The organism is Pseudooceanicola sp. DL12 (genome assembly GCF_056270665.1).
In genome coordinates, this window is sequence record NZ_CM149884.1 from 2,222,326 (window position 1) to 2,247,417 (window position 25,092).

At 66.3% G+C, this 25,092-nt stretch carries 22 protein-coding genes and 1 pseudogene; 8 read left to right on the top strand and 15 right to left on the bottom strand.

Going from position 1 to position 25,092, the window contains the following annotated elements:
* Positions 1–11: 11 nt before the first annotated feature.
* Both AC0WR5_RS10390 and AC0WR5_RS10395 read right to left on the bottom strand, forming a co-directional pair.
* Entirely contained in the window at positions 12–770 is a 759-nt protein-coding gene (locus AC0WR5_RS10390) for an SDR family NAD(P)-dependent oxidoreductase (RefSeq protein ID WP_475862963.1), read from the bottom strand.
* Entirely contained in the window at positions 771–2,639 is a 1,869-nt protein-coding gene (locus tag AC0WR5_RS10395) for a feruloyl-CoA synthase (RefSeq protein ID WP_475862964.1), read from the bottom strand.
* A 106-nt stretch (positions 2,640–2,745) separates the two neighbouring features.
* Here AC0WR5_RS10395 and AC0WR5_RS10400 point away from each other — a divergent pair, with 106 nt between their 5' ends.
* From AC0WR5_RS10400 to AC0WR5_RS10425, 6 genes are all read left to right on the top strand, one after another.
* The gene (locus tag AC0WR5_RS10400) at positions 2,746–3,540 is read left to right on the top strand and encodes a crotonase/enoyl-CoA hydratase family protein (RefSeq protein WP_475862965.1); all 795 of its coding nucleotides are present in this window, start codon (positions 2,746–2,748) and stop codon (positions 3,538–3,540) included.
* Complete coding sequence (locus AC0WR5_RS10405) at positions 3,540–4,049, top strand: MarR family winged helix-turn-helix transcriptional regulator (RefSeq protein ID WP_475862966.1); 510 nt, start codon at positions 3,540–3,542, stop codon at positions 4,047–4,049. Before AC0WR5_RS10400 ends, AC0WR5_RS10405 begins: the two co-directional genes overlap by 1 nt.
* Complete coding sequence (locus AC0WR5_RS10410) at positions 4,046–4,921, top strand: amidohydrolase family protein (protein WP_475862967.1); 876 nt, start codon at positions 4,046–4,048, stop codon at positions 4,919–4,921. The genes AC0WR5_RS10405 and AC0WR5_RS10410 overlap by 4 nt, the downstream gene beginning before the upstream one ends.
* A 34-nt stretch (positions 4,922–4,955) precedes the next feature.
* Entirely contained in the window at positions 4,956–6,056 is a 1,101-nt protein-coding gene (dctP, locus tag AC0WR5_RS10415; RefSeq protein ID WP_475862968.1) for a TRAP transporter substrate-binding protein DctP, read from the top strand.
* A 117-nt stretch (positions 6,057–6,173) separates the two neighbouring features.
* Positions 6,174–6,692, top strand: a complete 519-nt coding sequence (locus tag AC0WR5_RS10420) for a TRAP transporter small permease (protein WP_475862969.1) — start codon at positions 6,174–6,176, stop codon at positions 6,690–6,692.
* Between the two features lie 22 nt (positions 6,693–6,714).
* Positions 6,715–8,019 (top strand): TRAP transporter large permease, encoded by a 1,305-nt coding sequence (locus AC0WR5_RS10425; protein ID WP_475862970.1) that lies wholly within the window; start codon positions 6,715–6,717, stop codon positions 8,017–8,019.
* 429 nt (positions 8,020–8,448) lie between these two features.
* Here the strand turns inward: AC0WR5_RS10425 and AC0WR5_RS10430 are convergent, their stop codons facing one another.
* On the bottom strand, positions 8,449–9,618 hold the full coding sequence (locus AC0WR5_RS10430; protein WP_475862971.1) for an amidohydrolase: 1,170 nt from the start codon (positions 9,616–9,618) through the stop codon (positions 8,449–8,451).
* Positions 9,602–10,501, bottom strand: a complete 900-nt coding sequence (locus AC0WR5_RS10435; protein ID WP_475862972.1) for an AraC family transcriptional regulator — start codon at positions 10,499–10,501, stop codon at positions 9,602–9,604. Before AC0WR5_RS10435 ends, AC0WR5_RS10430 begins: the two co-directional genes overlap by 17 nt.
* A 97-nt stretch (positions 10,502–10,598) precedes the next feature.
* Here AC0WR5_RS10435 and AC0WR5_RS10440 point away from each other — a divergent pair, with 97 nt between their 5' ends.
* Together AC0WR5_RS10440 and AC0WR5_RS10445 are read left to right on the top strand one after the other, a co-directional pair.
* Positions 10,599–11,987, top strand: coding sequence for an SLC13 family permease (locus tag AC0WR5_RS10440; protein WP_475862973.1), 1,389 nt, complete (start codon positions 10,599–10,601; stop codon positions 11,985–11,987).
* A gap of 127 nt (positions 11,988–12,114) precedes the next feature.
* Positions 12,115–12,747 (top strand): helix-turn-helix domain-containing protein, encoded by a 633-nt coding sequence (locus tag AC0WR5_RS10445; protein ID WP_475862974.1) that lies wholly within the window; start codon positions 12,115–12,117, stop codon positions 12,745–12,747.
* Between the two features lie 347 nt (positions 12,748–13,094).
* On the opposite strand, the gene AC0WR5_RS10450 is transcribed toward AC0WR5_RS10445, so the two are convergent.
* The 11 genes and pseudogenes from AC0WR5_RS10450 to AC0WR5_RS10500 form a co-directional block, all read right to left on the bottom strand.
* Positions 13,095–13,610 carry a Dps family protein gene (locus tag AC0WR5_RS10450; RefSeq protein ID WP_475862975.1) on the bottom strand — a complete coding sequence of 172 codons (516 nt, stop codon included), beginning with the start codon at positions 13,608–13,610 and terminating at the stop codon, positions 13,095–13,097.
* 141 nt (positions 13,611–13,751) lie between these two features.
* Positions 13,752–14,429: an HAD family hydrolase gene (locus AC0WR5_RS10455; protein WP_475862976.1), complete on the bottom strand. Its 678-nt coding sequence runs from the start codon at positions 14,427–14,429 to the stop codon at positions 13,752–13,754.
* A 61-nt stretch (positions 14,430–14,490) separates the two neighbouring features.
* The gene (gene fsa, locus AC0WR5_RS10460; protein WP_475862977.1) at positions 14,491–15,144 is read right to left on the bottom strand and encodes a fructose-6-phosphate aldolase; all 654 of its coding nucleotides are present in this window, start codon (positions 15,142–15,144) and stop codon (positions 14,491–14,493) included.
* Between the two features lie 30 nt (positions 15,145–15,174).
* Positions 15,175–15,900, bottom strand: coding sequence for an SDR family oxidoreductase (locus AC0WR5_RS10465; RefSeq protein WP_475862978.1), 726 nt, complete (start codon positions 15,898–15,900; stop codon positions 15,175–15,177).
* Between the two features lie 58 nt (positions 15,901–15,958).
* A pseudogene (tkt, locus tag AC0WR5_RS10470) lies at positions 15,959–17,980 on the bottom strand (transketolase).
* On the bottom strand, positions 17,977–19,599 hold the full coding sequence (locus AC0WR5_RS10475) for an FGGY-family carbohydrate kinase (protein WP_475862979.1): 1,623 nt from the start codon (positions 19,597–19,599) through the stop codon (positions 17,977–17,979). Before AC0WR5_RS10475 ends, tkt begins: the two are co-directional and overlap by 4 nt.
* A 57-nt stretch (positions 19,600–19,656) precedes the next feature.
* Complete coding sequence (locus AC0WR5_RS10480) at positions 19,657–20,388, bottom strand: SDR family oxidoreductase (RefSeq protein WP_475862980.1); 732 nt, start codon at positions 20,386–20,388, stop codon at positions 19,657–19,659.
* Positions 20,389–20,513: 125 nt separating this feature from the next.
* Entirely contained in the window at positions 20,514–21,500 is a 987-nt protein-coding gene (locus AC0WR5_RS10485) for an ABC transporter permease (RefSeq protein ID WP_475862981.1), read from the bottom strand.
* Entirely contained in the window at positions 21,490–22,992 is a 1,503-nt protein-coding gene (locus tag AC0WR5_RS10490) for a sugar ABC transporter ATP-binding protein (RefSeq protein WP_475862982.1), read from the bottom strand. Before AC0WR5_RS10490 ends, AC0WR5_RS10485 begins: the two co-directional genes overlap by 11 nt.
* A 76-nt stretch (positions 22,993–23,068) precedes the next feature.
* A complete protein-coding gene (locus tag AC0WR5_RS10495; protein ID WP_475862983.1) occupies positions 23,069–23,983 on the bottom strand; it encodes an ABC transporter substrate-binding protein in 915 nt (304 codons plus the stop codon).
* 98 nt (positions 23,984–24,081) lie between these two features.
* A complete protein-coding gene (locus AC0WR5_RS10500; RefSeq protein ID WP_475862984.1) occupies positions 24,082–24,966 on the bottom strand; it encodes an AraC family transcriptional regulator in 885 nt (294 codons plus the stop codon).
* Between the last annotated feature and the right edge of the window lie 126 nt (positions 24,967–25,092).

Genomic DNA, 25,092 nt, shown 5'->3' on the forward strand with positions numbered 1-25,092 from the left:
GCCCAGATCCTTCATTTCGGCGGCAACCGGTTGGCGCCGTCAAGGCGGATCACCTCGCCGTTCAGGTACTCGTTCTCGATGCAGAAGAGCACCGCATGGGCGAATTCCGCCGGATCGCCCAACCGCGACGGGTACGGGATGCCCTGCGCCAGCGCCTGCTGCGCCGGTTCCGGTAGCGTGTAGAGCAGCGGCGTCAGGAAGATCCCCGGCGCCACCGTGTTCACCCGGATGCCAAAGCGTGCCAGTTCCCGCGCGATGGGCAGCGCCATCGACACGATGCCCCCCTTCGAGGCCGCATAGGCCGCCTGCCCGATCTGCCCGTCGAAGGCCGCAACCGAGGCCGTGTTCACCACGCAGCCGCGCCCCTCGCCCATGGGTTCCAGCTTGGCCATCCGGGCCGTCACCAGCCGCAGCACGTTGAAGGTGCCCGAGAGGTTCACCCGGATCACCCTGTCGAAATCCTCCAGCGGCATCGCCCCCTCGCGGCCCACCACGCGGCCCGCCGTGCCGATCCCGGCACAGTTCACCAGGATCCGCGGCACGCCCTGTGCCGCCTCCACCTGGTCGAGCGCCGTCTCCACCGCCAGCGGCGAGGCCACGTCGCTCAGCACCGCCATGCCGCCAATCTCCGCCGCCACGCCCGCCGCGGCCTCCTCGTTTCGGTCGAGCACCGCCACCTTCGCGCCGCGTGCCGCCAGCGCCCGTGCCGCCGCCTCGCCCAGCCCCGAGCCGCCGCCCGTGACCAGCGCGCTCACTCCCTCGACCTGCATTCAGCTCACCTTTTCCGTTTGCCTGCGCCGCGTGGCCAGGATCACCTCCGGCCCCCCGGCATAGAGCGCCTCGACCAGGTCCGCGCGATGGGCCAGCACCGCGCGCTGGTTGACCGAGCCCTTGTCGGTCACCTCGCCCCGGCTCAGCTGCAGCGGCTCCACCATCAGCATCGCCCGGCAGATCCGGTTCGATGATCCGGTGGCATGGCCGGCAAAGGCACCCAGCAGCTCCTCCAGTCGCGCCCGCAGCACCGGATGGGCAAAGAGCGCCTCGTCCGGCATCGCCTCGCCGCCGGGCACCAACCGCTCGATGGCGGGCCGGAACGGCAGCAACAGCGCCCCCAGCTCGAACTGGTTCTCGCCGGTGATCACAGCATCCCGCGCCAGCCCGTCGAGCGCATCGACCAGCTTGGCGCGCATCGCCCCCACCGCCACCCAGGTGCCGGTCTGCAGCTTGAAGTTCTCGGCCGTGCGCCCGTCGAAGAGGAAGCCGCGCGCCGGATCGCCGGGCACCGCCGGGCGCAGCGCGTCGCCCATGTTGTAAAAGCCCTCCTCGTCAAAGGCCTTTGCGCTCAGGTCCGGCCGCCGCCAGTAGCCCGGCGTCACGTTCGGGCCCTTGAAATGCACCTCCATCTTGCCGCCCGTGGGCACCAGCTTCATCACCACGTCGCGCGCCGGGATGCCAACGTTGCCGGGCTCCTCCTGCGGCTCGGTGCAGAACATGGCAAAGGGCGCCGTCTCGGTTGAGCCGAGGCCCGAGCCCATCAGCGTGCGCGCGCCCACCGTGCGCTCTGACAGCTCGTTCAGGTGATGCCAGGTGCGGCTCGCCATGCCGGCCCCGGCATAGACCATCAGCTTCAGGTTTCGAAAGAAGCTCTCGGCCAGCGCCGGGTCCGCCTCCATCGCCTCGCAGAGCATCTCGTAGCCCACCGGCACGTTGAAATACCAGGTGGGCGAGACCTCGCGCAGGTTGCGGATGCTCTCGGCCATGCCGGCGGGCGTCGGCTTGCCCGCGTCGATGTAAAACGTGCCACCATTGTAGAGCGCGATGTTGAACACCTTGTTGCCGCTCGCCACGTGGTTCCAGGGTGCCCAATCCACCAGAACCGGCGGCTCGTCCTCGAGGAACCGATAGCAATCCAGCGCCTGTTCCATGTTGGCACAGATCATCCGCTGGGTCTGGATCACCGCCTTGGGGCTGCCGGTGGTGCCGGAGGTGAACAGGAACTTGGCGATCGTGTCGGGGCCGGTGGCGGCATTGGCCGCATCGGCCTCCGGGCCGGCCTCGGTCGCCACCACCTCCTCCCAGCGATAGGTCCGGTGGCCGGGAATGTCGCCCCCCGCAAGGATCAGCGGCATCTCGGGGCCGAAGACATCGGCGATGGCCTCGGCGAAACGATTGGCGTTCTTGGCAAAAACCGCGCCCGGCGTCACCTGCTCGGCAATGTCGCGCAGCTTGCCGTGCCCCTCGCCGATCAGCGAATAGGCCGGCGCCACGGCGGCCGAGGGCACGCCCACGTATTGCGCCGCCAGCGCGGCAATCGCATGTTCCAGCGAGTTTTCCGACAGGATCATCAGCGGCCGTTCCGCCGACATCTCGTGGCTCAGCAGAAACGTGCCCACCCGCCGCATCAGATCGGCCAGCTCGGCATAGGTCACCTCCTCCCAGGTGCCATCTGCGCGGCGCTCGGCCATCCAGACACGGGTCGGCGCGGTCTCCGCCCAGTGCAGGATCCTGTCCGACAACCTCTCGGGGAACTCCCCCAGCGGCTCCTCCTGCCGGATCAGCATCGTTCCGTCCTTGCGTTCCTCTATCAGGATACGCGGCTCCCAGACGCGCGCGGGGCGCATCTTCTCCTTGGCGTTCATGATACCTCCCTGAAGCGAAATCACGTCAAAGTTGTTCGCTCGAAGATTGTTTACACGGAAAATGTTTTCTCGTATAGGTACAACTGCAAGAAGAATGGAGCCTTAAGTGAACAGCCAGGACAGCACCGATTTCGTGACCTTCGAGATGCGCGGCGACGTGGCGCTTGTCGGGCTGAACCGCCCGGAAAAGCGCAACGCCATCAGTGACCGTTTCGTCGAGCAGATCGCCCTCGCCGTCGAACGCGCCCGGATCGAGGCCAAGGCCGCAGTGCTCTTCGGCCATGGCAAGCATTTCTGCGCCGGGCTCGACCTTGCCGAACACGTGAAGAAGACGCCCTTCGAGGGGGTGCATGGCTCGCGCCGCTGGCACGAGGTCTTCGGCCGGATCGAATTCGGCCCGATCCCCTGGTTCTCGGCGCTGCATGGCGCCGTGGTGGGCGGCGGGCTAGAGCTGGCCTCCTCCACCCAGGTGCGCGTCGCCGACGAGAGCACCTTCTTTGCCCTGCCCGAGGGGCAGCGCGGCATCTTCGTGGGCGGCGGCGGATCGGTGCGCGCGGCGCGCCTGATGGGCGTGGCCCGGATGACCGACATGATGCTCACCGGCCGCTCGGTGGATGCGAAACAGGGAGAGGCCTGGAACCTGGCGCAATACGTCGTGCCCGCCGGCACCGCCGTCGAAAGGGCGCTTTTGCTGGCCGAAAAGGCCGCCAGCAATGCCGAGCTCTCGAACTACTCGGTCATCAACGCCCTGCCCCGGATCATGGAGATGAGCCGCGACGACGGTCTCTTCGTCGAGAGCTTCATTTCCTCCTTCACCGCCACCTCGCCCGAGGCCGAGGCCCGGCTGACCGCCTTCCTGGAAAAACGCGCGGCCAAGGTCGCCATTCCCGGGGGCGCCTGATGGGCCAGGACCCGCGCTTCGAGACCGATCAGCGCGCCCAGGTCGAACTGGGAGAGCTGGGCCGGTCGCTGGGCTTCCTGCTGCGGGTCTGCCAGGTGCGGGTCTACGACCAGTTCTACGACCGTTTCGCAGACGAGGACCTGCGGCCGGGCGAATTCTCGGTGCTCTGGGTCATCCACATGAACCCGGGCATCAAGCAGGGCGTGCTGGCCCAGACCCTGGCGATCAAGCCCGCCCACATGACCAAGACGATCCGCCGCTTCGAGGACCAGAACCTCGTCGCGCGCGAGATCCCCGACAACGACCGCCGCTCGGTGCTGCTTTCGCTCACCGAAACCGGCGAGGCCTTCGTCGATGCCAACCGGCACAATTTCTTCGGCGACACGGCCTACAACACCCACACGCTGTCGCAGGAGGAGGCCGCCACCCTGGCGAGCCTGCTGCAGCGCTACTGCGGGCTGCCCGAAACCGGCGGTGCGCAACAGGAAGACCCCCGGGAGGACAAATGAATATCGACGATCTCGTCGCCATCGACATCCACGTGCACGCAGAGGAGCCCTGCTGCACCACCCGCGATGACGGCTACAACGAGTTCCAGGCCGGCATGGCAAAGTACTTCAGGAACCCCGCCGGGGTCGAAGGCATGCTGCCCACGGTCCAGCAGACGGCGGATTACTTCCGCGAGCGCAGGATCGGCTGCGTGATCTTCCCCGTGGATGCCGAGCGCGAAACCGGCTTCCGGCGCTATTCCAACGAGGAAGTGGCCGAGATCGCCGCGCAGAATTCCGACATCATGATCCCCTTCGCCTCGATCGACCCGGCCAAGGGCAAGATGGGCGTGCGCGAGGCGCGCCGCCTGATGCGCGACTACGGCGTCAGGGGGTTCAAGTTCCACCCCACCTTCCAGGGCTTCTTCCCGAACGACCGCATGGCCTATGGCCTCTACGAGGCGATCGAGGAGGAAGGCGGCATCGCGCTCTTCCACACCGGGCAGACCGGCGTCGGATCGGGGATGCGCGGCGGCATGGGGATGCGGCTGAAATATTCCAATCCGATGCACCTCGATGACGTGGCGGTGGATTTCCCCGACATGAAGATCATCGCCGCCCATCCCTCCTTCCCCTGGCAGGAGGAGGCGCTGGCCGTCGCCCAGCACAAGCCCAACGTCTACATCGACCTCTCCGGCTGGAGCCCCAAGTACTTCCCGCCGATCCTGGTCAAATACGCGAATTCGCTGCTGAAGAACAAACTGCTCTTCGGCTCCGACTGGCCGGCGATCACGCCGGACAGATGGCTGGCAGACTTCGAGAAGATCGACATCAGGGAGGATGTCCGCCCTCTTCTGCTCAAGGAAAACGCGAGGAAGCTGCTGGCACTTTGACACGATGAACAACACTCAGGGAGGAGGAACGTTCATGACTTTCAAGAGGACCCTCGCCACACTGGCGATAACCGGCCTGATGACGGCCACCGCCGTGTCCCAGGTCCAGGCCCGAGACCTGCGCCTGGCCCCCGCGGCCCCGCCGGCGCATCCGGCCAACTACATGTACGAACACCTGAAGGAGTATCTCGCCGAGACCTCCGGCGGCACGATCACCGGCACCATCATGGGCCCAGAGGTCGTCTCGCTGCCGCAGATGAAGGACGCGCTGCAGACCGGCCTGGCCGAGGTGGGCAACACCCTGCCGCTCTACTTCCCCGCCGACATGCCGGTGACCGGCATCGCGGGCGACCTGGCGCTGCTGGGCCGCAACCCGCACGCCATGGCCATGGCGATGACCGAGTTCGGCCTCACCTGCGAACCCTGCCAGGAAGAGTTCAAGAACCTCGGCATGGTCTTCCTCGGTGCCGGCTCCTCCAACGTCTACAGCCTGCTCACCACCAAGCCCGTGCGCAGCGCCCAGGACATGAAGGGCCTGCGCCTGCGCACCGGCGGCGCGCCCTATTCGCGCTGGGCCGAGAATTTCGGGGCCACCCCGGTCACCATGGGCGTCGGCGATCAGTTCGAGGCCATGTCCCAGGGCACCATCGACGGCACCATGGCCTCGACGGTCGACCTGCTGTCCTACCGGCTGCTCGACGTGGCGAAATACGTCACCGAGGTGCCCATCGGCACCTATCACGTCACCTCCAACTTCACCGTCGGCCTCAATACCTGGAAGTCGATGTCCGAGGAGGAGCGCACCGCGCTGGCCATGGCCGCCGCCCGGGCCAACTTCGACCTGACCGACCGCTGGGCCTTCCAGCTGCCCGAGGCCGCGATGACCGCCCTCGAGGACACCCAGATCGAGGTGATCACCCCCGATCCCGCCTTCCTGCAGGCCTCCGAGGATTTCATCGCCAAGGATACCGAGGCGCGCATCGCCATGTCCGGCGAACAGGCCGAGGTCTTTGCCGCGCTGGTCGAGAAATGGACCGCCATCGCCGAGGAGATCGGCGACGATCCCGATGCGCTGTCGGACCGCATGAAGACCGAGGTCTGGGACAAGATCGACCTCTCCACCTACGGCATGTAACGCCCCATGCCCCGCGCCTCCGGTCCGCCGGGGGCGCCCACGCCTGCACTCGCACGACCCTCCTGGCCGGTCACTGCCTCCGGCCGGAGCCTCGCACAACTGCCCCCGGAGCCTCTCATGACCCGCCTCGTCCGGCTGGCCACCGCGCTCACGCGCGTGCTTGCCCTGATCGGCGCGCTGGGCGTCCTGCTGATGATGGTTCACATCTGCATCGACGTCCTGGCACGCAACCTGTTCAGTGTCTCGATCCATGTCACCACCGAAATGGTCGCCCGTTTCTACATGGTCTCCGTCGCCTTCCTGCCGCTCGGGTGGCTGGAAATGCGCCGCGACATGGTCTCGGTCGAACTGATCGACTTTGCCATGCCGCCGCTGCTGCTGAAGATATCCGATGTCGCGGTCTGCCTGATCTCGGGCGCGATCTACGCCGTTCTGGCCTGGGTCAGCTGGGGCTCGGCCGTCTCGAACTGGAACTCCGGCACCTACGTCGAGCTGGTCACCTTCAAGATGCCGGTCTGGCAGAGCTACTTCCTGCCACCGCTGGGCTTTGCCGTCGCCGCGCTCGCCTGCGCCGTGCTCGCCCTCGACTATGCCCGCCCGGGCACGATTACCGGCACCGAGGATCACCTGATATGACCGGCCCGAAGGACCCCCTGAAATGAACGTCGAAGTCGGCTTCTACGGCATCATCGCCCTGACGATCCTGCTGATCCTGCGCCTGCCCGTGGCCATGGCGCTGATCCTCGTCTCCTTCGGAGGCATCACCGCGCTGATCGGCCCGGTGCCGGCGCTGGGCGTGCTCTCTAACACCCCCTATTCCTTCGTGGCCTCCTGGACGATGAGCGCCGTGCCCATGTTCCTGCTGATGGGCTTCGTGGCCTTCCACACCGGCCTCACCGGCGGGCTCTTCGAGGCCGCAAAGGTGGTCATGCGCCGCCTGCCGGGCGGGCTTGCCATCTCCTCGATCTTCGCCTGCTCGGGCTTTGCGGCCGTTTCCGGCTCCTCGCTGGCCTGCGCCGCCGCCATGGGCCGCATCGCCATCCCCGAGATGGTCGCGGCGGGCTATCGCCCCTCCATCGCCGCCGGATCCATCGCCGCGGGCGGCACCATCGGCGCGCTGATCCCGCCCTCGATCCTGATGATCATCTACGGCGTCTTCGCCGAAACCTCGGTGACACAGGTCTTCATCGGCGGCATCGGCATCGGCGTGCTCACCGCCATCGGCTACTGCATCGCGGTGCTGCTGATCTGCTGGATCCGCCCAGACCTGATCCCGCCGCGCGCGGGCGCCGATGACGGCCCCGCCGACTGGTCCGCGGTGCTCAAGGTGCTGCCGGTCACCGCGCTCGTGCTGCTGATCTTCGGCGGGCTCTTCTCGGGCTTCTTTACCGCGACAGAGGCCGGCGCCGTGGGCGCGGCGGGCACCATCGTACTCGCACTCGCCACCGGCAGGATGACCTGGCCCGCCTTCTACCGCTCGCTGATGGAAACCGTCACCTCGACGGGCTCGCTCTTCATCATCGGTGTCGGCGCGGCCATGTTCACGCGCTTTCTCGGCATCTCCGGCCTCTCCGGCTTCATCTCCTCCTTCGTGGCGGGCGCGGATCTCTCCTATGTCTCGCTGATGCTGATCATCGTGCTGATCTACCTCGCCCTCGGCACCTTCATGGAGCCCTTCGGCGCCATGTTGATCACCCTGCCCATCTTCCTGCCCATCCTGCGGCAGGAGGCGATCAGCCTCGTGTGGTTCGGGGTGCTGGTGGTCAAGCTGCTCGAGATCGGGATGATCACGCCACCCGTGGGCATGAACGTCTTCGTCATCAAGAACGTGGCCGGAAAATACGTCACCATCGCCCAGGTCTTTGCCGGGGTGATGCCCTTCATCCTGATGGATCTGGTCATCATCGCCCTGGTGATTGCCGTGCCTTCCATCGTCATGTTCCTGCCGGACCTCATGGGGTGACGCGCGCGTAAACCTTGTTGGACACCCGATTCTGCCCCGGTGCCCGCCGGGTCAGTCAGGCCGGCCCCATGCTGCGGCACCTCGCCTCACGGTGGATTCCCGCCCGTGGGGTGAGGATGTTCGGTTTGGTGACAAAATCCGGCTTTCGTGAGGGGGTATGCCCCCGCAAAACCGCTTTCGTGGCCATCTTCGCGTCCGGTCCCGCCCGGCGCATCAGCGCGATGCCCTTGACATGCAAGCCCTTCCTCTTCACCTAAAAATCATCAGGTTTCTTTCTACCCAGCCCGCCTTTGCCGGCGGGTTTCCCAAACCTGACACCTTGAATGAACACCGAGTGTCCCAACCCAAGTGTGTTCGGGCCAGACCTGCCCCAGGGCGGTGTCTGGCCCCTTTTTGCGAGGGTCGCCGGCGCCCGTGCCGGCAAGGGCGTCAGTCCGGCGGGCACAGGCGCGCCCGCACGATACCCACATGCACCCGCGCCCCGTGCAACAGCGCACCGTCGTCGAAGTCATAGGCCGGATTGTGCAAGGGGGCGCTCTCCAAGCCGTTGCCAATAAACGAAAAAACCCCGGGCACATGATCCAGGAACCGGGCAAAGTCCTCTGATCCCGTCATCGGTTCCGCACGGATATGGGCCTGCGTGCTGACCGGCGCCGCGGCCCTCAGGACCGCCTCGGCCAGCGCGGGATCGTTCACCGTCGGCACGAACTCCCGGTCATAGCGCACCTCGGCCTCCACCCCGTGCCCCGCCGCCACCCCGGCGGCGATCCGGCGCATTTCCGCCTCGATGCGGGCCGAGACCTCGGGCGCGAAGCTGCGGCAATCCCCCCGGATGCGAGCCAGTCCCGGCAGGGCGTTTCGGGTGCCGTCCGTTGACAATTCCGTGACCGAGACCACCGCCACCTCCGCCGGGTTCAGCCGCCGCGCCACGATGCCCTGCAGCTCCAGCACCAGCGTGCAGGCCGGCACCATCACCTCGCGCCCCCAGTCGGGCCGCGAGGCATGGCCGCCCTCGCCCCTGAGCGTGATCTCGAAGATGTCCTCGGCCGACATGATCGCCCCGGGCCTTGTCTCCAGCTGCCCCACCGGCAGCCCCGGCATGTTGTGCAGCCCATAGATCTCCTCGAAGGGAAACCGCTCCAGCAGCCCGTCGTCGAGCATGGCGCGCGCTCCCTGCCCCCATTCCTCCGCCGGCTGGAAGATCAGCCGCACCGTGCCGTCAAAGCCGCCCTCCCGCGCCAGGATCTCCGCCGCGCCCAGCAGCATCGCGGTATGGCCGTCGTGCCCGCAGGCATGCATCAGCCCCTCGCGCGCCGAGGCCCAGGGCGCGCCGCCCGTCTCGGTGATCCTCAGCGCGTCCATGTCGGCGCGCAGCGCGATCGCCCGGTTGCCGGTGCCGCGCCTCAGCGTGCCCACCACCCCGGTGCCGCCCACGCCCTCGGCAACCTCCGCGCCCAGGTCCCGCAGCACCTGCGCCACGATCCCCGCCGTCCGCCGCTCCTCGAAGCCGAACTCCGGGTGCCGGTGCAGGTCGCGCCGCCACGCGCGCATCCGCGCCTCCAGGTCCTCGTGCCTCAGCGCCTCAGCCCCTCCGCTCATCGCGTCCTCCCGTCCCCTGCCGTGCCTTGCGAAACGCCGAGGGCGCCGCGCCGAAATGCCGGTGAAACGCCGCGCTGAAGGCGCTGGCGCTGGAATAGCCCAGCCGCGCGGCAAGCTCCGTGCTCGTCTGTCCCATCTCAAGCCCCTCCAGCGCCAGCAGAAACCGCATCCTGGCCCGCCAGTCGCGAAAACTCAGCCCGGTTTGCGCCCCGAACAGCCGTGCCAGTGTCCTTTCGCTGGTGCCCGCCGCCCGCGCCGCCCCGGCCTGGCCATAGGCATCGCCCGGATCGGCGATCAGGTGATGCATCGCCGCCGTCAGCCGCGGATCCCGCGCCCCCGGCAGCCGCAGGTCCGGGGTCTCCAGCCGCGTCATCTCGTCGATCGCCACCCAGGCCAGCCGACGCGCCTGCGCCGCATCGGGCAGAACGTCGCGCGGCCGCGGCGGCATCGGCGCCCCCGCCGCATCCAGCCGCGTCACCGGCGCCAGCCGGCTCGCCACCCCGCGCAGCAGCGGCGAGGCCCGCACCACCACCGGCCGATCCGGCAGCCCGGTGCGCCCGGCGAACTTCGGATGCACGTAGAGGTGATGCACCTCCACCGCCGCCTGGGCGCTCAGCTGGTGCTCCACCCCCGGCGGGATCCAGACGCCGTGCCGGGCCGGGATGAACCAGGTGTCGGCCCCCGCCTCCATGCGCATCATCCCCTCGTAGCACAGCGTCAGCTGCGCCCTCGGGTGGGCATGGGGCAGCACGGAAAACCCCGCGCCCAGCTTGCCCGTCCAGGCGGTCAGCGGCCTGTCGGGCGCATCGTCGAACCCCATCTGCCGCGGCGCATGGGGGCGGCCTCCGGGGCCCGCTGTCAGATATTCGACATGTTCTGTCATGTTATCGTTCTGGCACAAGCCTGCGCCGCGGGCTAGCACCATGACAGCGCCACGGCTTCCCCCGCCAGGGCGCGCCCGTGACCGGAAAGAGGCCCCCATGCGCTACATCAAGGAAGCCCTCGTCGCCCTGATCGCCCTGCTGGGCGTCGCCATCGCCGTCACCGTGCCGCCCGGGCTGCTGCCCGATCAGGCCGCCACCCTCGCGGTGGTCCTCGTCACGCTCTCGCTCTGGGCCACCGGCGTGGTGCCCGGCTATGTCGCCTCGATGTTCTTCTTCGCGGCGCTGCTGCTCACCGGGCTGGCCGCGCCGGATATCGTCTTCTCGGGCTTCACCTCTGCCGCCATGTGGCTGGTGATCTCGGGCTTCGTCATCGGCGCCGCCATCACCCACACCGGGCTTGGCCGGCGCCTGGGCGCCGTGGCCGAGCGTCACCTGGCACATTCCTACCCGCTGCTGATCTCGGGCCTCATGGCGATGTCGATGATCCTGGGTTTCCTCATGCCCTCCTCCATGGGCCGCGCGGCGGTGATGATCCCGGTGGGCATGGCCCTCGCCGACAGCCTCGGCCTCGGCAAGGGCTCCACCGGCCGCATCGGGGTGGCCACCGTCATCGCCCTCGGCACCAACATGCCCAGCTTCGCCATCCTGCCCTCCAACATCCCCAACGTGATCCTCTCGGGCATGGCGGAACGGGTCTGGGGCATGCATTTCAGCTATGCCGATTACCTTCTGCTGCACTACCCGGTGCTGGGCGTGGTGAAATCCGCGGTGATCGTCGGCCTGGTGCTGGTCTTCTTCCCGATCCGCATCGACACAGGCCGCACGGCCCCCGCCGCATCCGGCGCCACGCCGCCCGCCCATTCCGCCCGCCGCCAGGTCGCGCTGCTGATCATCCTGCTGATCACCCTGGCCTTCTGGTCCACCGATCAGATCCACGGCATCAACCCGGCCTGGATCGGCATCACCACCGCGCTCATCCTTCTGGTGCCGCAATTCGGCTTCGTGCCGCCGCCGGTCTTCCGGCAATCGGCCGATGTCGGCGTGCTGATCTTCATCGCCGGCGTGCTGGCCCTCGGCGGGGTCGTCGCAACCTCCGGCCTGGGAGGGGTCATCGCCAGCCATGTCACCGCCTCGCTGCCGCTGGCGCAGGGCCGCGACTTCCTCAATTTCGTCTCGCTCTCGGTGCTGGGCATCGTCACCGGCATCTTCACCACGATCACCGGCGTGCCCGCCGTGCTCACCCCGCTGGCGGGCGAACTCTCCGATGCCACCGGCTTTTCGCCCGAGGCGGTGATGATGACCCAGGTGATCGGCTTTGCCACGCCGCTCTTTCCCTATCAGATCGGCCCGCTCATCGTCTCCATGGGCCTCGCCGGAGAGAGCACCCGCCCGCTCATCCGCATGACCCTCTCGCTCGCGTTGATCACCCTCGTCGCGCTGGTGCCGCTCGACTTCCTCTGGTGGAAACTGCTCGGCGTCATCTGATCCCGCCCCCGTTCCGGGCGCCCGCACGCCCCGCGCCTGCCTGCCGCCGCGCTCTGCCTTGCAATCGTGGCCCGGATCGGGTCAGACCAGGGGACAGATCCACGGACCGATCCAGAGCGAGACGCCCATGCCCGAAGAGACCGCCCCCGACGCCGCCCGGCCCGGCCCCGCGACAGAGGGCCCGCGCCCCGGCAAGGCCGAGCTCGACCTGCTGGTCGGCCTCGCGGTCAAATCCGAGCGCGCCGCCTCCGGCATGACCCTGGCCGAGCTTTCGCAGCGCTCCGGCGTCTCCACCGCCATGATCTCCAAGATCGAGCGCGGCCAGGTTTCCGCCTCGCTCGCCACGCTCAATGCCATCGCCGCCGCCGTGGGCGTGCCGATCATCAACTTCTTCGCCCAGACGGTCGAGCTTGGCGAGGTCTCCTTCGTGCGGGCCGGCCAGGGCATCACCGTCCGCCGCGCCGGCTCCACCTATGGGCACAGCTACCGACAGCTCGGCCGCGTCGACACCTCGGCGCAGCAGTTCGAGAGCTACCTGATCACCCTCGAGGCGCCCGTCACCGGCACGCCGATCTTCCAGCATGGCGGGATCGAGCTGATGCACTTCCTCGAGGGCGCGATGACCTACCGCGTCGGAGAGAGCACATTCGAGCTCGCCCCCGGCGACACCCTCAGCTTCGAGGCCAACGTGCCCCATGGCCCGGTCGAGGTCCGCTCGTCCCGCGCGGTCTTCCTCACCGTCATCTCGAAACCCGCCTGAGGCGCCTTCCGGGCGCGCCGCGAACCGGGTCTCCGGGGGGATTTTCGCACCGACGCAATACCGACGCGATACCGACGTAATACCGACGTTGGAATCCGGCCTTTTCAATGGCTTGAAGATATTCAATTTCCGGAATTTCAGGGCCTGTTTTCGGCGGTTTCAGGCCGCGGAGATTCGGGCATTTCGCCGGGGTTTTCGGGGGCCTTCCCGGGCCTTTCGGCACCGCCCGGCCCACAAAAAAGCGCCCCGCCGAGGGAGGCCGGGGCGCTTGGACGCAGACTGAGAATATGCGCCGGCGGGCTTTTGCGGTTACCGCAGGATCACCCTCCAAACCTTTGTTTTACTGCTCAATTCCTGTGGCTGACGATTTCGAACAGGAACCAGGCGCGTTCTTCCGTCTGGTCGATCCAATCCTCGACAACGCTCGCCGTACCGACATCGCCGTTCTCGTCGGCAATGCTGTGCAGCTCCCGCAGGCTGGCCGTCAGTGCAGTATTATCCTTGCGCAACTCGTCAATCATATCAAGGGGTTCTACGAAATCTTCGTCATTGTCCTCGATACGCTGGTGGCGCGAGATGTCGCCGATCGACCGCAGAGTGGTGCCGCCCAGCTTTCGCACGCGCTCGGCAAGCACGTCGGTCATCCCCATCAGCTGATCCGAATGTTCGTCCAGCATCAGGTGGTAATCGCGAAAGTTCGGCCCCGACATGTGCCAGTGAAAGTTCTTGGTTTTCAGGAACAGCGCATAGATGTCGGCCAGCACGGCATTGGCCACCGGCGTGACCGCGTCGCGGGTCTTCTCGCTCAGGTCATGCGGGGTGTTCAGGGCTGCGTTGATCTTCAGTGCGGCACTACCGTCCATGGTAATATCTCCTGTCTCTTCAATGCTCTGGACGTTGCGCGGCGGGTAACCCCCGTCCCGGCGTCCGTTGAAGAGAGAACGTTCCGGGCGCCATTCGGTTCCATGAACTCCACCGGAAAATCCGTCGTCCGGCGGCCAGTTTCAGCCGATCACCAGTCCCTCCAGCTCCGCCAGATTGCGGATCACCGTCTCCGCGCCCGCCGCCTTCAGCACCTCTGCATGGCTGTCGCGCATTCCCTCGAGGTGGCCGCCACCGACAAAGCCCACCGCCCGCATGCCGGCGGCCACGGCGCCTTTCACGCCATGCGGAGAATCCTCCAGGACGACACAGTCCCTTGCCGCCACCCCGAGATTTTTCGCCGCGAAAAGAAAGAGATCCGGTGCCGGCTTGCCATTCTCGACCTGCTCCGCGCTAAAGGTCATCGCGCCGAAATACTCCTCCAGCCCCACCAGCTTCAGTGACAGTTCGATCCGCCGCACCGACCCGCCCGAGGCAATCGCCTGCGCCACGCCCGCATCCTGCAGCCCCCGCAGCAGCGCATCAGCCCCGGGCACCGGCTTCAGCGCGCTCTCGTAGGCTGAAAACAGCCTCTTTTCAAACTGTTCGGCAAAATCCGGCGGGCACGGCCGGCCCAGGGCCACGCCGATATCCTGGCTGATATCCGGCAGGCTACGTCCAAGGTGTCGGCCCCTCAGATCGCGCCAGTCGGCCGTCAGGCCCATCTCGCCGATCATGTCGGCGATGGTCGTCAGCGACAGCACCTCGCTGTCCACAAGGCACCCGTCCAGGTCGAAAATCACTGCACGCGCATCGGTCATAGCCGGATCCTTCAATCTATTTCCACGCCAATACAATCGTTTGGCACGGAAAGTTCAAGTACTACAGGATCGACTGGCCGGTCGCTGCCCAGTCATTGGCGAACTGGTCGAGCCCCTTGTCGGTCATGACGTGGCGCGCCAGCCCCTTGATGACCCCGGCCGGGATCGTCGCCACGTCGGCCCCCACCAGCGCCGCGTCCTTCACGTGGTTCGCCGACCGGATCGAGGCGGCGAGGATCTCGGTTTCGAACCCGTAATTGTCATAGATTGTCCTGATGTCCGCGATCAGCTCCATCCCGTCGAGGTTCAGATCGTCCAGCCGACCGATGAACGGGCTGATATAGGTCGCCCCCGCCTTGGCCGCCAGCAAGGCCTGATTGGCGGAAAAACAGAGGGTTACGTTGGTCTTGATGCCCTTTTCGCTGAAGTGACGGCAGGCCTTCAGCCCGTCCAGGGTCAGCGGCAGCTTGATCACCACGTTCTCCGCGATCCGTGCCAGTTCCTCGCCTTCGGCGATCATCCCCGCCGCATCCATCGCCGCCACCTCGGCCGACACGGGCCCGTCAACCAGCGCACAGATCTCGGCGATCACCTCCTTGAAGTCCCGGCCGGATTTCGCGATCAGCGTCGGGTTGGTGGTGACCCCATCGAGCAGGCCATAGTCGTTCAGCTCGCGGATCTCCTCCACGATGGCGGTATCGACAAAGAACTTCATCTTGCAATCTCCTCAATGAAATCAATTAGTTCAGACCGAGAGAAAGCCGCCATCAACCGGCAGCACCGCGCCCGTCACCATCGCCGCATCCGCCGAGAGCATCATCGCGATTGTCTCGGCCACCTCGTCTGCCTCGGCAAAGCGGTTCATCGGGTGGCGTACCATCATCGGTTCGCTTTTCACCGGATCACTCCAGGCCTCGACGGCCAGTTCGGTCATTGTGATCGTTGGGGCCACGCAGTTCACGCGGATGCCATGAGGGCCGAATTCCTTTGCCAGAACGCGACTTGCGCCTTCCAGTCCGGCCTTCGAGGCGGCATAGCACAGGTGCTCGGTGAACCCGCGGTGCCCGGCAATCGAGGTGATGTTGACGATCGCCCCGCCGCCACCGGCGGCCACCCGGGCACGGCCGAACGCCTGGCAGGTGATCAGAGCCGCCCTCAGGTTTATTCCGAGCACGGCCTCATAACCTGCCTCCGTCATGTCGAAACTGCTCTCCAGCACGTTGATGCCGGCGCTGTTGATCAGGAAGTCCGCCGTCCCGGCCTCCGCCATGGCGGCACGGGTCGCGGAAGGGTCCTGCAGGTCCACCTGGATGGAGCGTCCGCCGATCTCCGCGCGCAGGCTGTCCAGGTCGGATCGGGTGCGGGTCATGGCAATCACCTTGGCGCCGCGGGCCGCCATGACCCGGGCACAGGCGCGCCCGATCCCCTTGCCGGCGCCGGTGATGATGACTGTCTTGCCGGAAAAATGCATGTGATCTCCTGATGTTGTGCCGGAACTTGGGCCGGCAAGTCATTGGCAAACCGCGAGGTTAAACCATGAGTTGTTTCGCGCGCGAAACCACGGCCGCGGCCGTGATCCCGAATGTCTCGTAAAGCAGCCGCGCCGGCGCCGAGGCTCCGAAATCGGTCGGCCCGATGACCTCGTCCTCGCTGTCCACGTATCGTGTCCAGCCGAACTTGCCTGCGGCTTCCACGGCGGCACGCGGCGCGCTGCCCAGGACCTGCTGGCGATAGGCCTGCGGCTGCGCCTCGAAGAACTCCCAGCAGGGCATCGAGACGACCGCGGCCCGACACCCTCGCCGGAGAGGCTCTCTGCCGCCTCGACCGCCAGCGACACCTCCGTTCCGGTGGCAAGGATGGTGTCATCCCGCGCGCCCTGCATGTCCCGGATCACGTAGCCCCCCCTTGGCCCAGAGGTTCTCTGTCCCGGACTTGCGCAATTGTGGCACGCCCTGCCGCGACAGCGCCAGGAACGTCGGGGTTCGCCGTGATTTCACTGCGATCTCCCAGCATTCCAGCGTTTCGACCGCATCCGCGGGGCGCAAGACGTTCAGGTTCGGCATCGCCCGCAGGCTCGCCAGGTACTCCACCGGCTGGTGCGTCGGCCCGTCCTCGCCACGCCCGATGCTCTCGTGGCTCATCACGTGGATCGTCCCCACCTTCATCAACGTCGACAGGCGGATCGCGTTGCGGGGATAGTCCGAGAAAACCATGAACGTGCCGCCATAGGGGATCAGCCCGCCATGGCAGGCGATGCCGTTCATCGCCGTCGCCATGCCGAACCCGCGCACGCCATAGGAACCATAGCGTCCGTCGTAATGCCCGGGCCGAAAGTCGCTGTCGACGGCTGCGACGCGGGTGAGGTTCGACCCGGTCAGATCGGCAGAGCCGGCAAAAAGCTCTGGCATCACCTCGCTCAGCGGCTCCAGCGCCATCTGGCTGGCCTTGCGCAAGGCCACCTCTTTCGGCGCGGCAAGAAGAGCCTTCTTGGCCTCGGTCACGACCGTTTCGAGCGTCGCCGGAATTTCTCCGGCCATTCGGCGGGTGAACTCCGCGCGAAGCTCGGGCGCCGCTTCTGTCAGCCGTGCTTTCCAGGCCGCGCGCTCCGCCGCGCCACGCTGCCCGGCCGCGCGCCATTCGGCCCGCAGCCCGCCGGGCAGGCTGAAATCCTCGGGGCCAAGCCCCAGGGCCTCGCGCGCCGCCGCACGCTCTTCGCTCCCCAGCGGCTCCCCGTGGATGCCATGGGTGCCCGCCTTGGTCGGCGCACCAGGACCGATCACCGTCTTCATCCGGATCAGAACCGGCTTCGCGATCATCTTCGCTTCGGTGATCACCGCATCGATCGCCGGCACCGAATGGCAAACACAGCTCGGTACGCTCCAGCCGGCCGCCTCGAACCGGCCAGTCACATCCTCGGTAAAGGCCTTGTCGGTCGAGCCGTCGATCGAGATCCCGTTGTCGTCACAGAACAGGGTCAGCCGGTCGAGCTTCAGGTGACCAGCAAGCGAGTTCGCCTCCTGGCCGATCCCCTCCATCAGGCAGCCGTCACCAAAGAAGACCCAGGTCCGGTGGTCGACCAGATCATGGCCGAATTCGGCGTTCAGCCTGCGTTCGGCCATGGCCATGCCCACCGCCGAGGCCAGCCCCCGGCCCAGCGGTCCGGTGGTCACCTCCACTCCTTTGGCGTGGCCGAATTCCGGGTGCCCGGCGGTGATGGCGCCCCACTGGCAATTTCGCAGTTGGTCGAGCGTCATGTCCTCGAACCCGGTCAGGTGCAGCAGCGCATAGAGAAGCATCGAGCCATGGCAGTTCGACAGCACGAAGCGGTCGCGATCGGGCCAGTCGGGATGGGCGGCATCGAACTTCATGTGCCGCATCCAGAGCGCCATCGCCGCCTCGGCCATGCCCATGGGCGCACCGGGATGGCCGGAATTGGCGGCCTCCACCCCGTCGATGGCCAGCCCGCGGATGCGATTGGCCAGCGCAAAACTGTGCGGATCCGCCCGGGCACTGGTCGACGCGGCAGAGATACTCGGGCTCAGGCCGTTCATGGCATCAGTTCCTCGGTGGCGTGTCGGATATCGCGTGTAGCCTTCTGCAGTGTCAGGAAGGCCTGATAGCGGGCGTCATGCAGCCGTGCGGTCAGCCCGGTGGCCGGGGTGCAGCGTGTGGCGATGCGCGACATCGCCGGCATGGCGCCCTGCAGGTCGTCAAAGGCCCCGGCGGCCACCGCGCCCAACATGGCCGAGCCGAGCAGCACCGGCTCCTCGCATGCCGTCACCTCGACGGTCAGGCCGGTGGCATCGGCCAGGATCTGCCGGGTCAGCGGGTGCGCACCGGCGCCGCCGGAGATCGAGATCGTCTCGACCGCTGCGCCATTGGCGGCCTGTGTCTCGATGATCTGGCGCAGCCCATAGCCAAGCCCGCATACCCCCGCGACATAGAGCGCAACCAGGCTGTCCAGGCCCTGCTCCATGCCCTGCCCGGCGATCACGGCGCGGGCCTCTGGGTCGGCAAAGGGCGCTCGATTGCCCAGGAATTCGGGCACCACGTGCAGGTTGTCGGCCAGCCGCACCGCCTGCGAGAGATCACCGGCGAGCGCCTCTGCGCGATCCGCCAGGAAGGGCACCAGGCCCCTGTCACCCGCCGCCTCTGTCGCGGTGGCGGTGGCCGGATGCAGGTCGACCAGCTGGGCGATGGCCGCGCCCGCGGCACTCTGCCCGCCCTCGTTCAGCCACATGCCCGGCACCATGGCCGAGTAATAGGGGCCCCAGACGCCGGGGACGAAGGCTGGCGCCTCGGTTGTCGTCATGGTGCAGGACGAGGTGCCGAAGACATAGCCGAGGCATCGCGTGGCATCTCCTGCGCCCCCCGAGGCCGCAACGGTGCCCACACCGCCGGCATGGGCGTCGATCAGCCCCGCCGCCACCGCGATCCCGGGTGTCAGGCCGAGCTCTCCGGCGGCCGTGGCGGTCAGCCCCTCGCCAAGCGCTGTGCCCGGATGCACCACGCTCTGCCCGATGCGCGCAAAGTTCCCCTCGGCAAGATCGCCGAGGCCGATGGCCCGGAAATACTGCGGATCCCACCGGTCCTCATGGGCAAGGTAGGTCCATTTGCAGGTCACGGTACAGCTCGACCGGTCCAGCGCACCGGTGGCCTTCCACGTCAGGAAATCCGTCAGGTCGAAGAAATGCGCGGCGGCGCCGTAGACGTCGGGGCGGTGCTCCTTCAGCCAGAGCAGCTTGGGCGTCTGCATCTCGGGAGAGATGATGCCCCCGACATAGCGCAGCACGGCGTGCTCTCCCGCGTTGATCCGACGCGCCTGGTCCAGCGCACGGTGATCCATCCAGACGATGATGTCCCTCTCGGGATGGTCGGGATCACCCACCGGCAGCGCGCCCCGCGTCCCCTGCACCACCAGCGAACAGGTGGCATCGAACCCGAGGCCCCTGATCTCTGCCGGATCGATCCCCGCCATCACCACCGCCTCGCGGACCGCGGCACAGATTGCCTGCCAGACCTGCGCGCTCGACTGTTCGACGTGGCCGGCATCGTCGCGGTACGTGTCGATGGGGCGCTTAGCCGTGGCCAGCAGGCCGCCAACGGCATCGAACACCCCCGCCCGCGCCGAGCCGGTTCCCACATCCACGCCGATGAACTTGTCGGACATCCTCGCCTCGCTTCCTAGTCATCAATGGCGCCCGGACCGCACCGGGCGCCTGCCTGCCTACATCCGGCCAAAGGCCGTGGGCAGGATGATCACGTCGCGCACGGTCACGCCACGGCGGCGGGTCAGCATGAACTCCACCGCCTCGGCGACCTCCTCGGCATCCATCAGCGCGCCCTCTTCCTTGGCCTTTCGCAGGTTCTCCTCTGGCCAATCGGCCAACAGCGCCGAGATCACCGGCCCCGGCGACACCTGCGCGACGCGCACTCCATGGGGGATCATCTGCCGCCGCACGCCCTGCACAAAGCTGGTCATCGCCCATTTCGAGGCGGAATAGACCGGTTCCCATTCGGCAGGGAAATGGCCGGAAATCGAACAGGTCACCACGATGTCGCCGGTCTTGCGCTCCATCATGTGGGGGATCACCGCGTGGATGTTCTTGATGGCTGCGTTGACGTTCAGGTTCAGCATGCGGTCGATGGTCTCGGGGTCGGTCTCCCAGAGATCGCCGCCAATGTAGGTGCCCGCGTTGCAATAGAGGATGTCGATGTGATCGACCTTTTCCAGGACCTCGGGCACCATCGCCATGCAGCTCTCGGCATCGAGCAGGTTGGTGACCTGCGCAATGGACCTGTCGCCCAGTTCGGCCACCAGCGCCGTCAGCGCCTCTTCGTTCCAGTCGGCCATCACCACTGTGGCGCCATTGGCCAGCAGCATCTTTACGTTGGCGAGGCCAATACCGGAGGCGGCGCCCGTCACGACGGCGATCTTGCCGTCCAGCGTCTCAGACATTTCTTTCTCCTTGTCAGGGATTTCAGACGGATTCCAAGGGAGGAGGATCTCGAAGCCTCGGAAAACTCGTGAAATGGAAATCTTGGGAATTCGGGGCCCGGCGGTGCGCCGGGCCGGTCAGGATCTCAGCGCCACTCGCGCCCGATGTAGATGGCCAGCAGGATGATGAAGCCCTTGATGACGTCCTGCATGTAGGGGTTGATCCCCATCAGGTTCAGGCCGTTGTTCAGGATGCCCAGCAGGACCGCCCCGATCAGCGTGCCCAGGATCAGCCCGCGGCCGCCGGCAATCGCCGTACCCCCCAGAACCACCGCCGCAATGGCATCAAGTTCGAAGCCCACACCGGCGTTGGGTTGGCCGGACATCAGGCGCCCGGTCAGGATGATCGCCGCAAGCGAGGCCGTCAGCCCCGAGATGCCATAGACTGCCAGCTTGACGTACTGCGTCTTCACGCCTGAGAGCTTTGCGGCTAGCTCATTGCCGCCGATGGCATAGACATGGCGACCGAAAGGCGTGCGCTGCAGCAGGACCCAGGCCAGGGCATAGATGATCACCATAGCGATCACCGGCACCGGCACGATGCCGATCCGCCCGATTCCGAACCAGCTGATCCAGGACGGGAGACCGGAAATCGGGTAGCCGCCGGAATAGATCAGGCCCAGCCCCCGCGCGATGCCCATGGTGGCAAGCGTGACGATGATCGCCGGCATCCGGCCCCAGGCCACCAGCGCCCCGTTGAAGAGGCCCAGGCCGATGCCCACGCCGATCCCGGCCAGCAGCCCCACCCATCCGGGCAGCCCGACGTTCACCATCAGCCCCGCGGCTATCGTGCCGGCCAGGGCCATGACGGCCCCCACCGACAGGTCGATGCCGCCCGTCAGGATGACAAAGGTCATGCCGACCGCCAGGATCCCGACGATGGACACCTGCCGCAGCACGTTCATGATGTTGGACACAGAAAAGAAGTTCTCGCTGGCAAAGCCCATCAGGATGGACACGACGATCAGCCCGATCAGCGGCAATGCGAGCGGCGAATGCACGATCCAGCCAAGGCTGATGCCCGCGCGCTTTTCCGACGCCGGGGCGCCGCCCGTATTTGCATCATGCGACATTCTGAACTCTCCCGGTGGTAGCATGGGTCATGATCTCTTCCGAGTTGATGCTCTCGCCCTCGACCGTCGCGACGATCCCGCCAGAGCGGAACACGCAGACCCGGTCGGACATGCCGATCACTTCCGGCAGTTCCGAGGAAATCATGATGATGGAATAGCCCTGCGCAGTGAATTCGCGCATGAGCGAGTAGATCTCGGCCTTGGCACCCACATCGATGCCCCGCGTCGGCTCGTCGAAGATCAGCACCTTCATCTGGTGGTTCAGCCAGCGGGCGATGACCACCTTCTGCTGGTTGCCTCCAGAGAGCGTGTCGACGCGGGCCAGCGGCCCCTGCGCCTTGACCCGCACCTTGCGCATCACCTCGGTGCTGGCCTCCAGCTCCTTCTTCATGTCGATGAACCAGTGGTTCTTGCGGTACTTGCCGTAATTGTTGATCGAGATGTTCTGCAGGATCGAGAAGCTGGTGATCAGCCCCTGCTCCTTGCGGCTCTCGGGCAGCAGGCCGATGCCATGGGCGAGGCCCTCGGCAGGCTCGCGAAACCGCGTCTCCTCGCCGTCCACCAGCACCTTGCACCGGGTCGCCGGATAGGCGCCCAGCATGGCAAGCGCCGTTTCGGTCCGCCCAGACCCCACAAGGCCCGCAAAGCCCAGGATCTCGCCCTTGCGCAGCTGGAACGAGGACACCGGCCCGCCCTTGCGAAGCTGGACCTCCTCGCATTCGAGCACCACGGGCGCGTCAGCGGCAATCGCGGGTTTCGGTGGAAAGCTGTTCTCGATCCGCCGCCCCACCATCATCTCGACCAGGCGGTCGTTATCTGTCTCGGCCACGGTGCAGTCGCCGATGAACTCGCCGTCACGCAGCACTGTGATCGTGTCGCAGATCTCGAAGATTTCCTCGAGGTGATGCGAGATGAAGACGATTGCGACGCCTTGCTTGCGCAGCTCGCGCATCACCTTGAAAAGATGTTCCACTTCCGATGGCGTCAGCGTCGCTGTGGGCTCGTCGAGCACCAGGATCCGCGCCTCCAGAGACAGTGCCTTTGCGATCTCGACGAACTGCTGCTCGGCGACCGACAGGCGATTGACGGGCACGTCCAGCGGCAGATCGACGTCCAGCCGCTGCAGGATCTCATGGGCACGACGGCGCATCGCCTTGCGGTTCAGCAGGCCCAGCCCCGTCTTGATCTCGCGCGCCAGGAACATGTTCTCGACCGCGGTAAGATACGGGATCAGGCTGAACTCCTGGAAGACGATCCCGATCCCCGCGTCGATGGCCTCGTCGTAGTCGGCGAACCTTCGCGTCTCGCCCTCGATGACGATCTCGCCCTCGGTCGGCTGCAGGATCCCGCAGAGGATCTTCATCAGGGTCGATTTGCCGGCGCCGTTCTCGCCCAGCAGCGCATGCACTTCGCCGGGGCCCACGTTCAGGTTCACGCCATGAAGAACTTCGATCTTTCCAAAGCTCTTCTTGATCCCCTTCAATTCAAGCATCTCGTGCTCCTGGTCTTTCGTGAAAGAGGGGCCGCCCCCGCGAGAGAGGACGCGGAAGCGGCAGGGAGCAGCCGACTTACCAGCTGAATTCCTCGGCATTGGCCTGGTCGACCACCATCACGTCGATCGGCACTTCCTTCGGCACCACCTGCGCGCCCCACTTCTGCGCCAGTGCCATGGCCAGGCCGACACGCACCTGGTCGCGCGGGAACTGGGCGGTGGTTTCGATGAAGGGGGTGCCCTTCGCGATGGCCTCCACGGCCTCCGGCGCCCCGTCGACCGAGGTCAGCTTGATGTCGCGCCCCGATCCCTGGATCGCGGCCATGGCCCCCATCGCGCCACCATCGTTGACCGAGAAGATGCCCTTCAGATCCGGGTGAGACTGGATCATGTTCTCGACCACGCCGAGCGCCACGGACCGGTCCTGGCGGCCGTTCTGGGTGTCGACCAGGCTGATCCCGTCGTATTCGTCAAAGGCCGCCTTGCAGCCCTCCACGCGCTGCAGGATCGGCACGACCGGGATGCCGTCGAGGATGGCAACCTCGCCCTCGCCGCCCAGGTTCTCCGCAAGGTACTTGCAGGACTGATAGCCGGCGTCGCGGTTCTTGGAGCCCACGAAGGTGTCGACCGGACCATTGGCGTTGGCATCCACGGCCACGACGATCACGTCCTGCGCCTTGGCCAGGTGCACCGCGCTTTCGATACCGGCCGAATCCGTCGGGTTCAGCAACAGGATGTCGATGTCCTGCTGCAGCATGTCCTCGACGTCGGAGATCTGCTTGGCCACGTCATGGCCGGCGTCGGTCACAACGACCTCTGCGCCCAGGCTCGCGGCGGCCTCCTCCAGGGCCTCCTTCATCGAGACGAAATAGGGGTTGTTCATCTCCTGAAAGGTCATGCCGATCTTCAGGGGCGCGTCCTGCGCCATAGCCGGTGCGGCCAGGGCCAGGGCCATTGTGGCGGCGGATACGGTTCCAAGGGTCTTGTTCATTGCGGTTTTCCTCCCGGTGGATAGTCACGGACAAGAGATGTCCGGTTCCGGATGACACCATGTCATCCGAATTCTTGCGGTCAGTGGTCTGCGATGGCCTACTCGGCTGCGGCGAATGCACCGTTGGCGGCGAAGGTCGCACGGAATTGCGAGGGCGACATTCCTTTCAGTTTCAGGAAATGACGATTGAAATTGGACAGGTTCGAAAACCCGACGTCATAGCAGATCTCTGCCACCTTCACGTCGGGCCTGGTCAACAGCAGCTGGCAGGCAAGATCGACCCGAAGCTGGTTCTTGTAGCGTACCAGCGTCGTGCCGGTGTGACGCTTGAAGGCGCGCGAGAAGGCCGATTGGCTCTGGCCCACGAGGTCGGCCAGCTCCTTTTCGTCCACGCTGTCGGTCAGGTGTTCGCGCAGATGGGCAATCGCCCGGTTCACGCCACCGGCATTCAGCCTTTCAAGGTCGAGCTCATAGCTCAGGCTCGCCAGGACCTCGGGCTCGGGCGCACGGGCCAGCATGTCGAGGATCTCCCAGAACAGCGACAGCCGGCGCAGCCCCTGCGCCTCGATCAGTTCCCGGATCAGCGGACACACCATGGCGCTTGTCCTGTCATCGAACAGCAATCCCCGGTGACTGCGGTCCAGCAAGGGGCGGATCACCTCCATTTCGGGCATCGCCGCCGCAGCATTCTCGATGAAGTCTTCCGGGAATTGCACCACTAGGGACCGCGCCGGCACGGTCTCGCCGGGCGCAACGTCCGAGATCCAGTTCTGCGGCAGGTTTGGCCCCGTCATGATCAGCTGTCCGGGCCCGAAATCGCCGATGAAATCCCCGACATAGAACTTGCCCGAGGTCTCGACGACCAGGTGAATTTCGTATTCCGGATGGTAATGCCACCGAACCGTCCGGAACGGATACCCATGCATCCAGGCGGCGAAGCTCTCGCCTTTCCGGATATGGACAAGCTCCAGGTCGGGTTGCATTTCTTCTCCTCCGGGTCTTCCGCCGATCGTCCTCCACGACCTCGGCGTAACAGTGACGTTACGCCCTGTGCCCTCCCGGCTCTACCTCAGCAGCGGAAAATTGGTGATACTTTTTTGCAGCCCGCT

Bases quoted from the DNA above. Each gene is read 5' to 3' on its own strand.
- AC0WR5_RS10390 (WP_475862963.1), bottom strand. From the start codon at position 770: ATGCAGGTCGAGGGAGTGAGCGCGCTGGTCACGGGCGGCGGCTCGGGG.
- AC0WR5_RS10395 (WP_475862964.1), bottom strand. From the start codon at position 2,639: ATGAACGCCAAGGAGAAGATGCGCCCCGCGCGCGTCTGGGAGCCGCGT.
- AC0WR5_RS10405 (WP_475862966.1), top strand. From the start codon at position 3,540: ATGGGCCAGGACCCGCGCTTCGAGACCGATCAGCGCGCCCAGGTCGAA.
- AC0WR5_RS10410 (WP_475862967.1), top strand. From the start codon at position 4,046: ATGAATATCGACGATCTCGTCGCCATCGACATCCACGTGCACGCAGAG.
- dctP (WP_475862968.1), top strand. From the start codon at position 4,956: ATGACTTTCAAGAGGACCCTCGCCACACTGGCGATAACCGGCCTGATG.
- AC0WR5_RS10420 (WP_475862969.1), top strand. From the start codon at position 6,174: ATGACCCGCCTCGTCCGGCTGGCCACCGCGCTCACGCGCGTGCTTGCC.
- AC0WR5_RS10425 (WP_475862970.1), top strand. From the start codon at position 6,715: ATGAACGTCGAAGTCGGCTTCTACGGCATCATCGCCCTGACGATCCTG.
- AC0WR5_RS10430 (WP_475862971.1), bottom strand. From the start codon at position 9,618: ATGAGCGGAGGGGCTGAGGCGCTGAGGCACGAGGACCTGGAGGCGCGG.
- AC0WR5_RS10435 (WP_475862972.1), bottom strand. From the start codon at position 10,501: ATGACAGAACATGTCGAATATCTGACAGCGGGCCCCGGAGGCCGCCCC.
- AC0WR5_RS10440 (WP_475862973.1), top strand. From the start codon at position 10,599: ATGCGCTACATCAAGGAAGCCCTCGTCGCCCTGATCGCCCTGCTGGGC.
- AC0WR5_RS10445 (WP_475862974.1), top strand. From the start codon at position 12,115: ATGCCCGAAGAGACCGCCCCCGACGCCGCCCGGCCCGGCCCCGCGACA.
- AC0WR5_RS10450 (WP_475862975.1), bottom strand. From the start codon at position 13,610: ATGGACGGTAGTGCCGCACTGAAGATCAACGCAGCCCTGAACACCCCG.
- AC0WR5_RS10455 (WP_475862976.1), bottom strand. From the start codon at position 14,429: ATGACCGATGCGCGTGCAGTGATTTTCGACCTGGACGGGTGCCTTGTG.
- fsa (WP_475862977.1), bottom strand. From the start codon at position 15,144: ATGAAGTTCTTTGTCGATACCGCCATCGTGGAGGAGATCCGCGAGCTG.
- AC0WR5_RS10465 (WP_475862978.1), bottom strand. From the start codon at position 15,900: ATGCATTTTTCCGGCAAGACAGTCATCATCACCGGCGCCGGCAAGGGG.
- AC0WR5_RS10475 (WP_475862979.1), bottom strand. From the start codon at position 19,599: ATGTCCGACAAGTTCATCGGCGTGGATGTGGGAACCGGCTCGGCGCGG.
- AC0WR5_RS10480 (WP_475862980.1), bottom strand. From the start codon at position 20,388: ATGTCTGAGACGCTGGACGGCAAGATCGCCGTCGTGACGGGCGCCGCC.
- AC0WR5_RS10485 (WP_475862981.1), bottom strand. From the start codon at position 21,500: ATGTCGCATGATGCAAATACGGGCGGCGCCCCGGCGTCGGAAAAGCGC.
- AC0WR5_RS10490 (WP_475862982.1), bottom strand. From the start codon at position 22,992: ATGCTTGAATTGAAGGGGATCAAGAAGAGCTTTGGAAAGATCGAAGTT.
- AC0WR5_RS10495 (WP_475862983.1), bottom strand. From the start codon at position 23,983: ATGAACAAGACCCTTGGAACCGTATCCGCCGCCACAATGGCCCTGGCC.
- AC0WR5_RS10500 (WP_475862984.1), bottom strand. From the start codon at position 24,966: ATGCAACCCGACCTGGAGCTTGTCCATATCCGGAAAGGCGAGAGCTTC.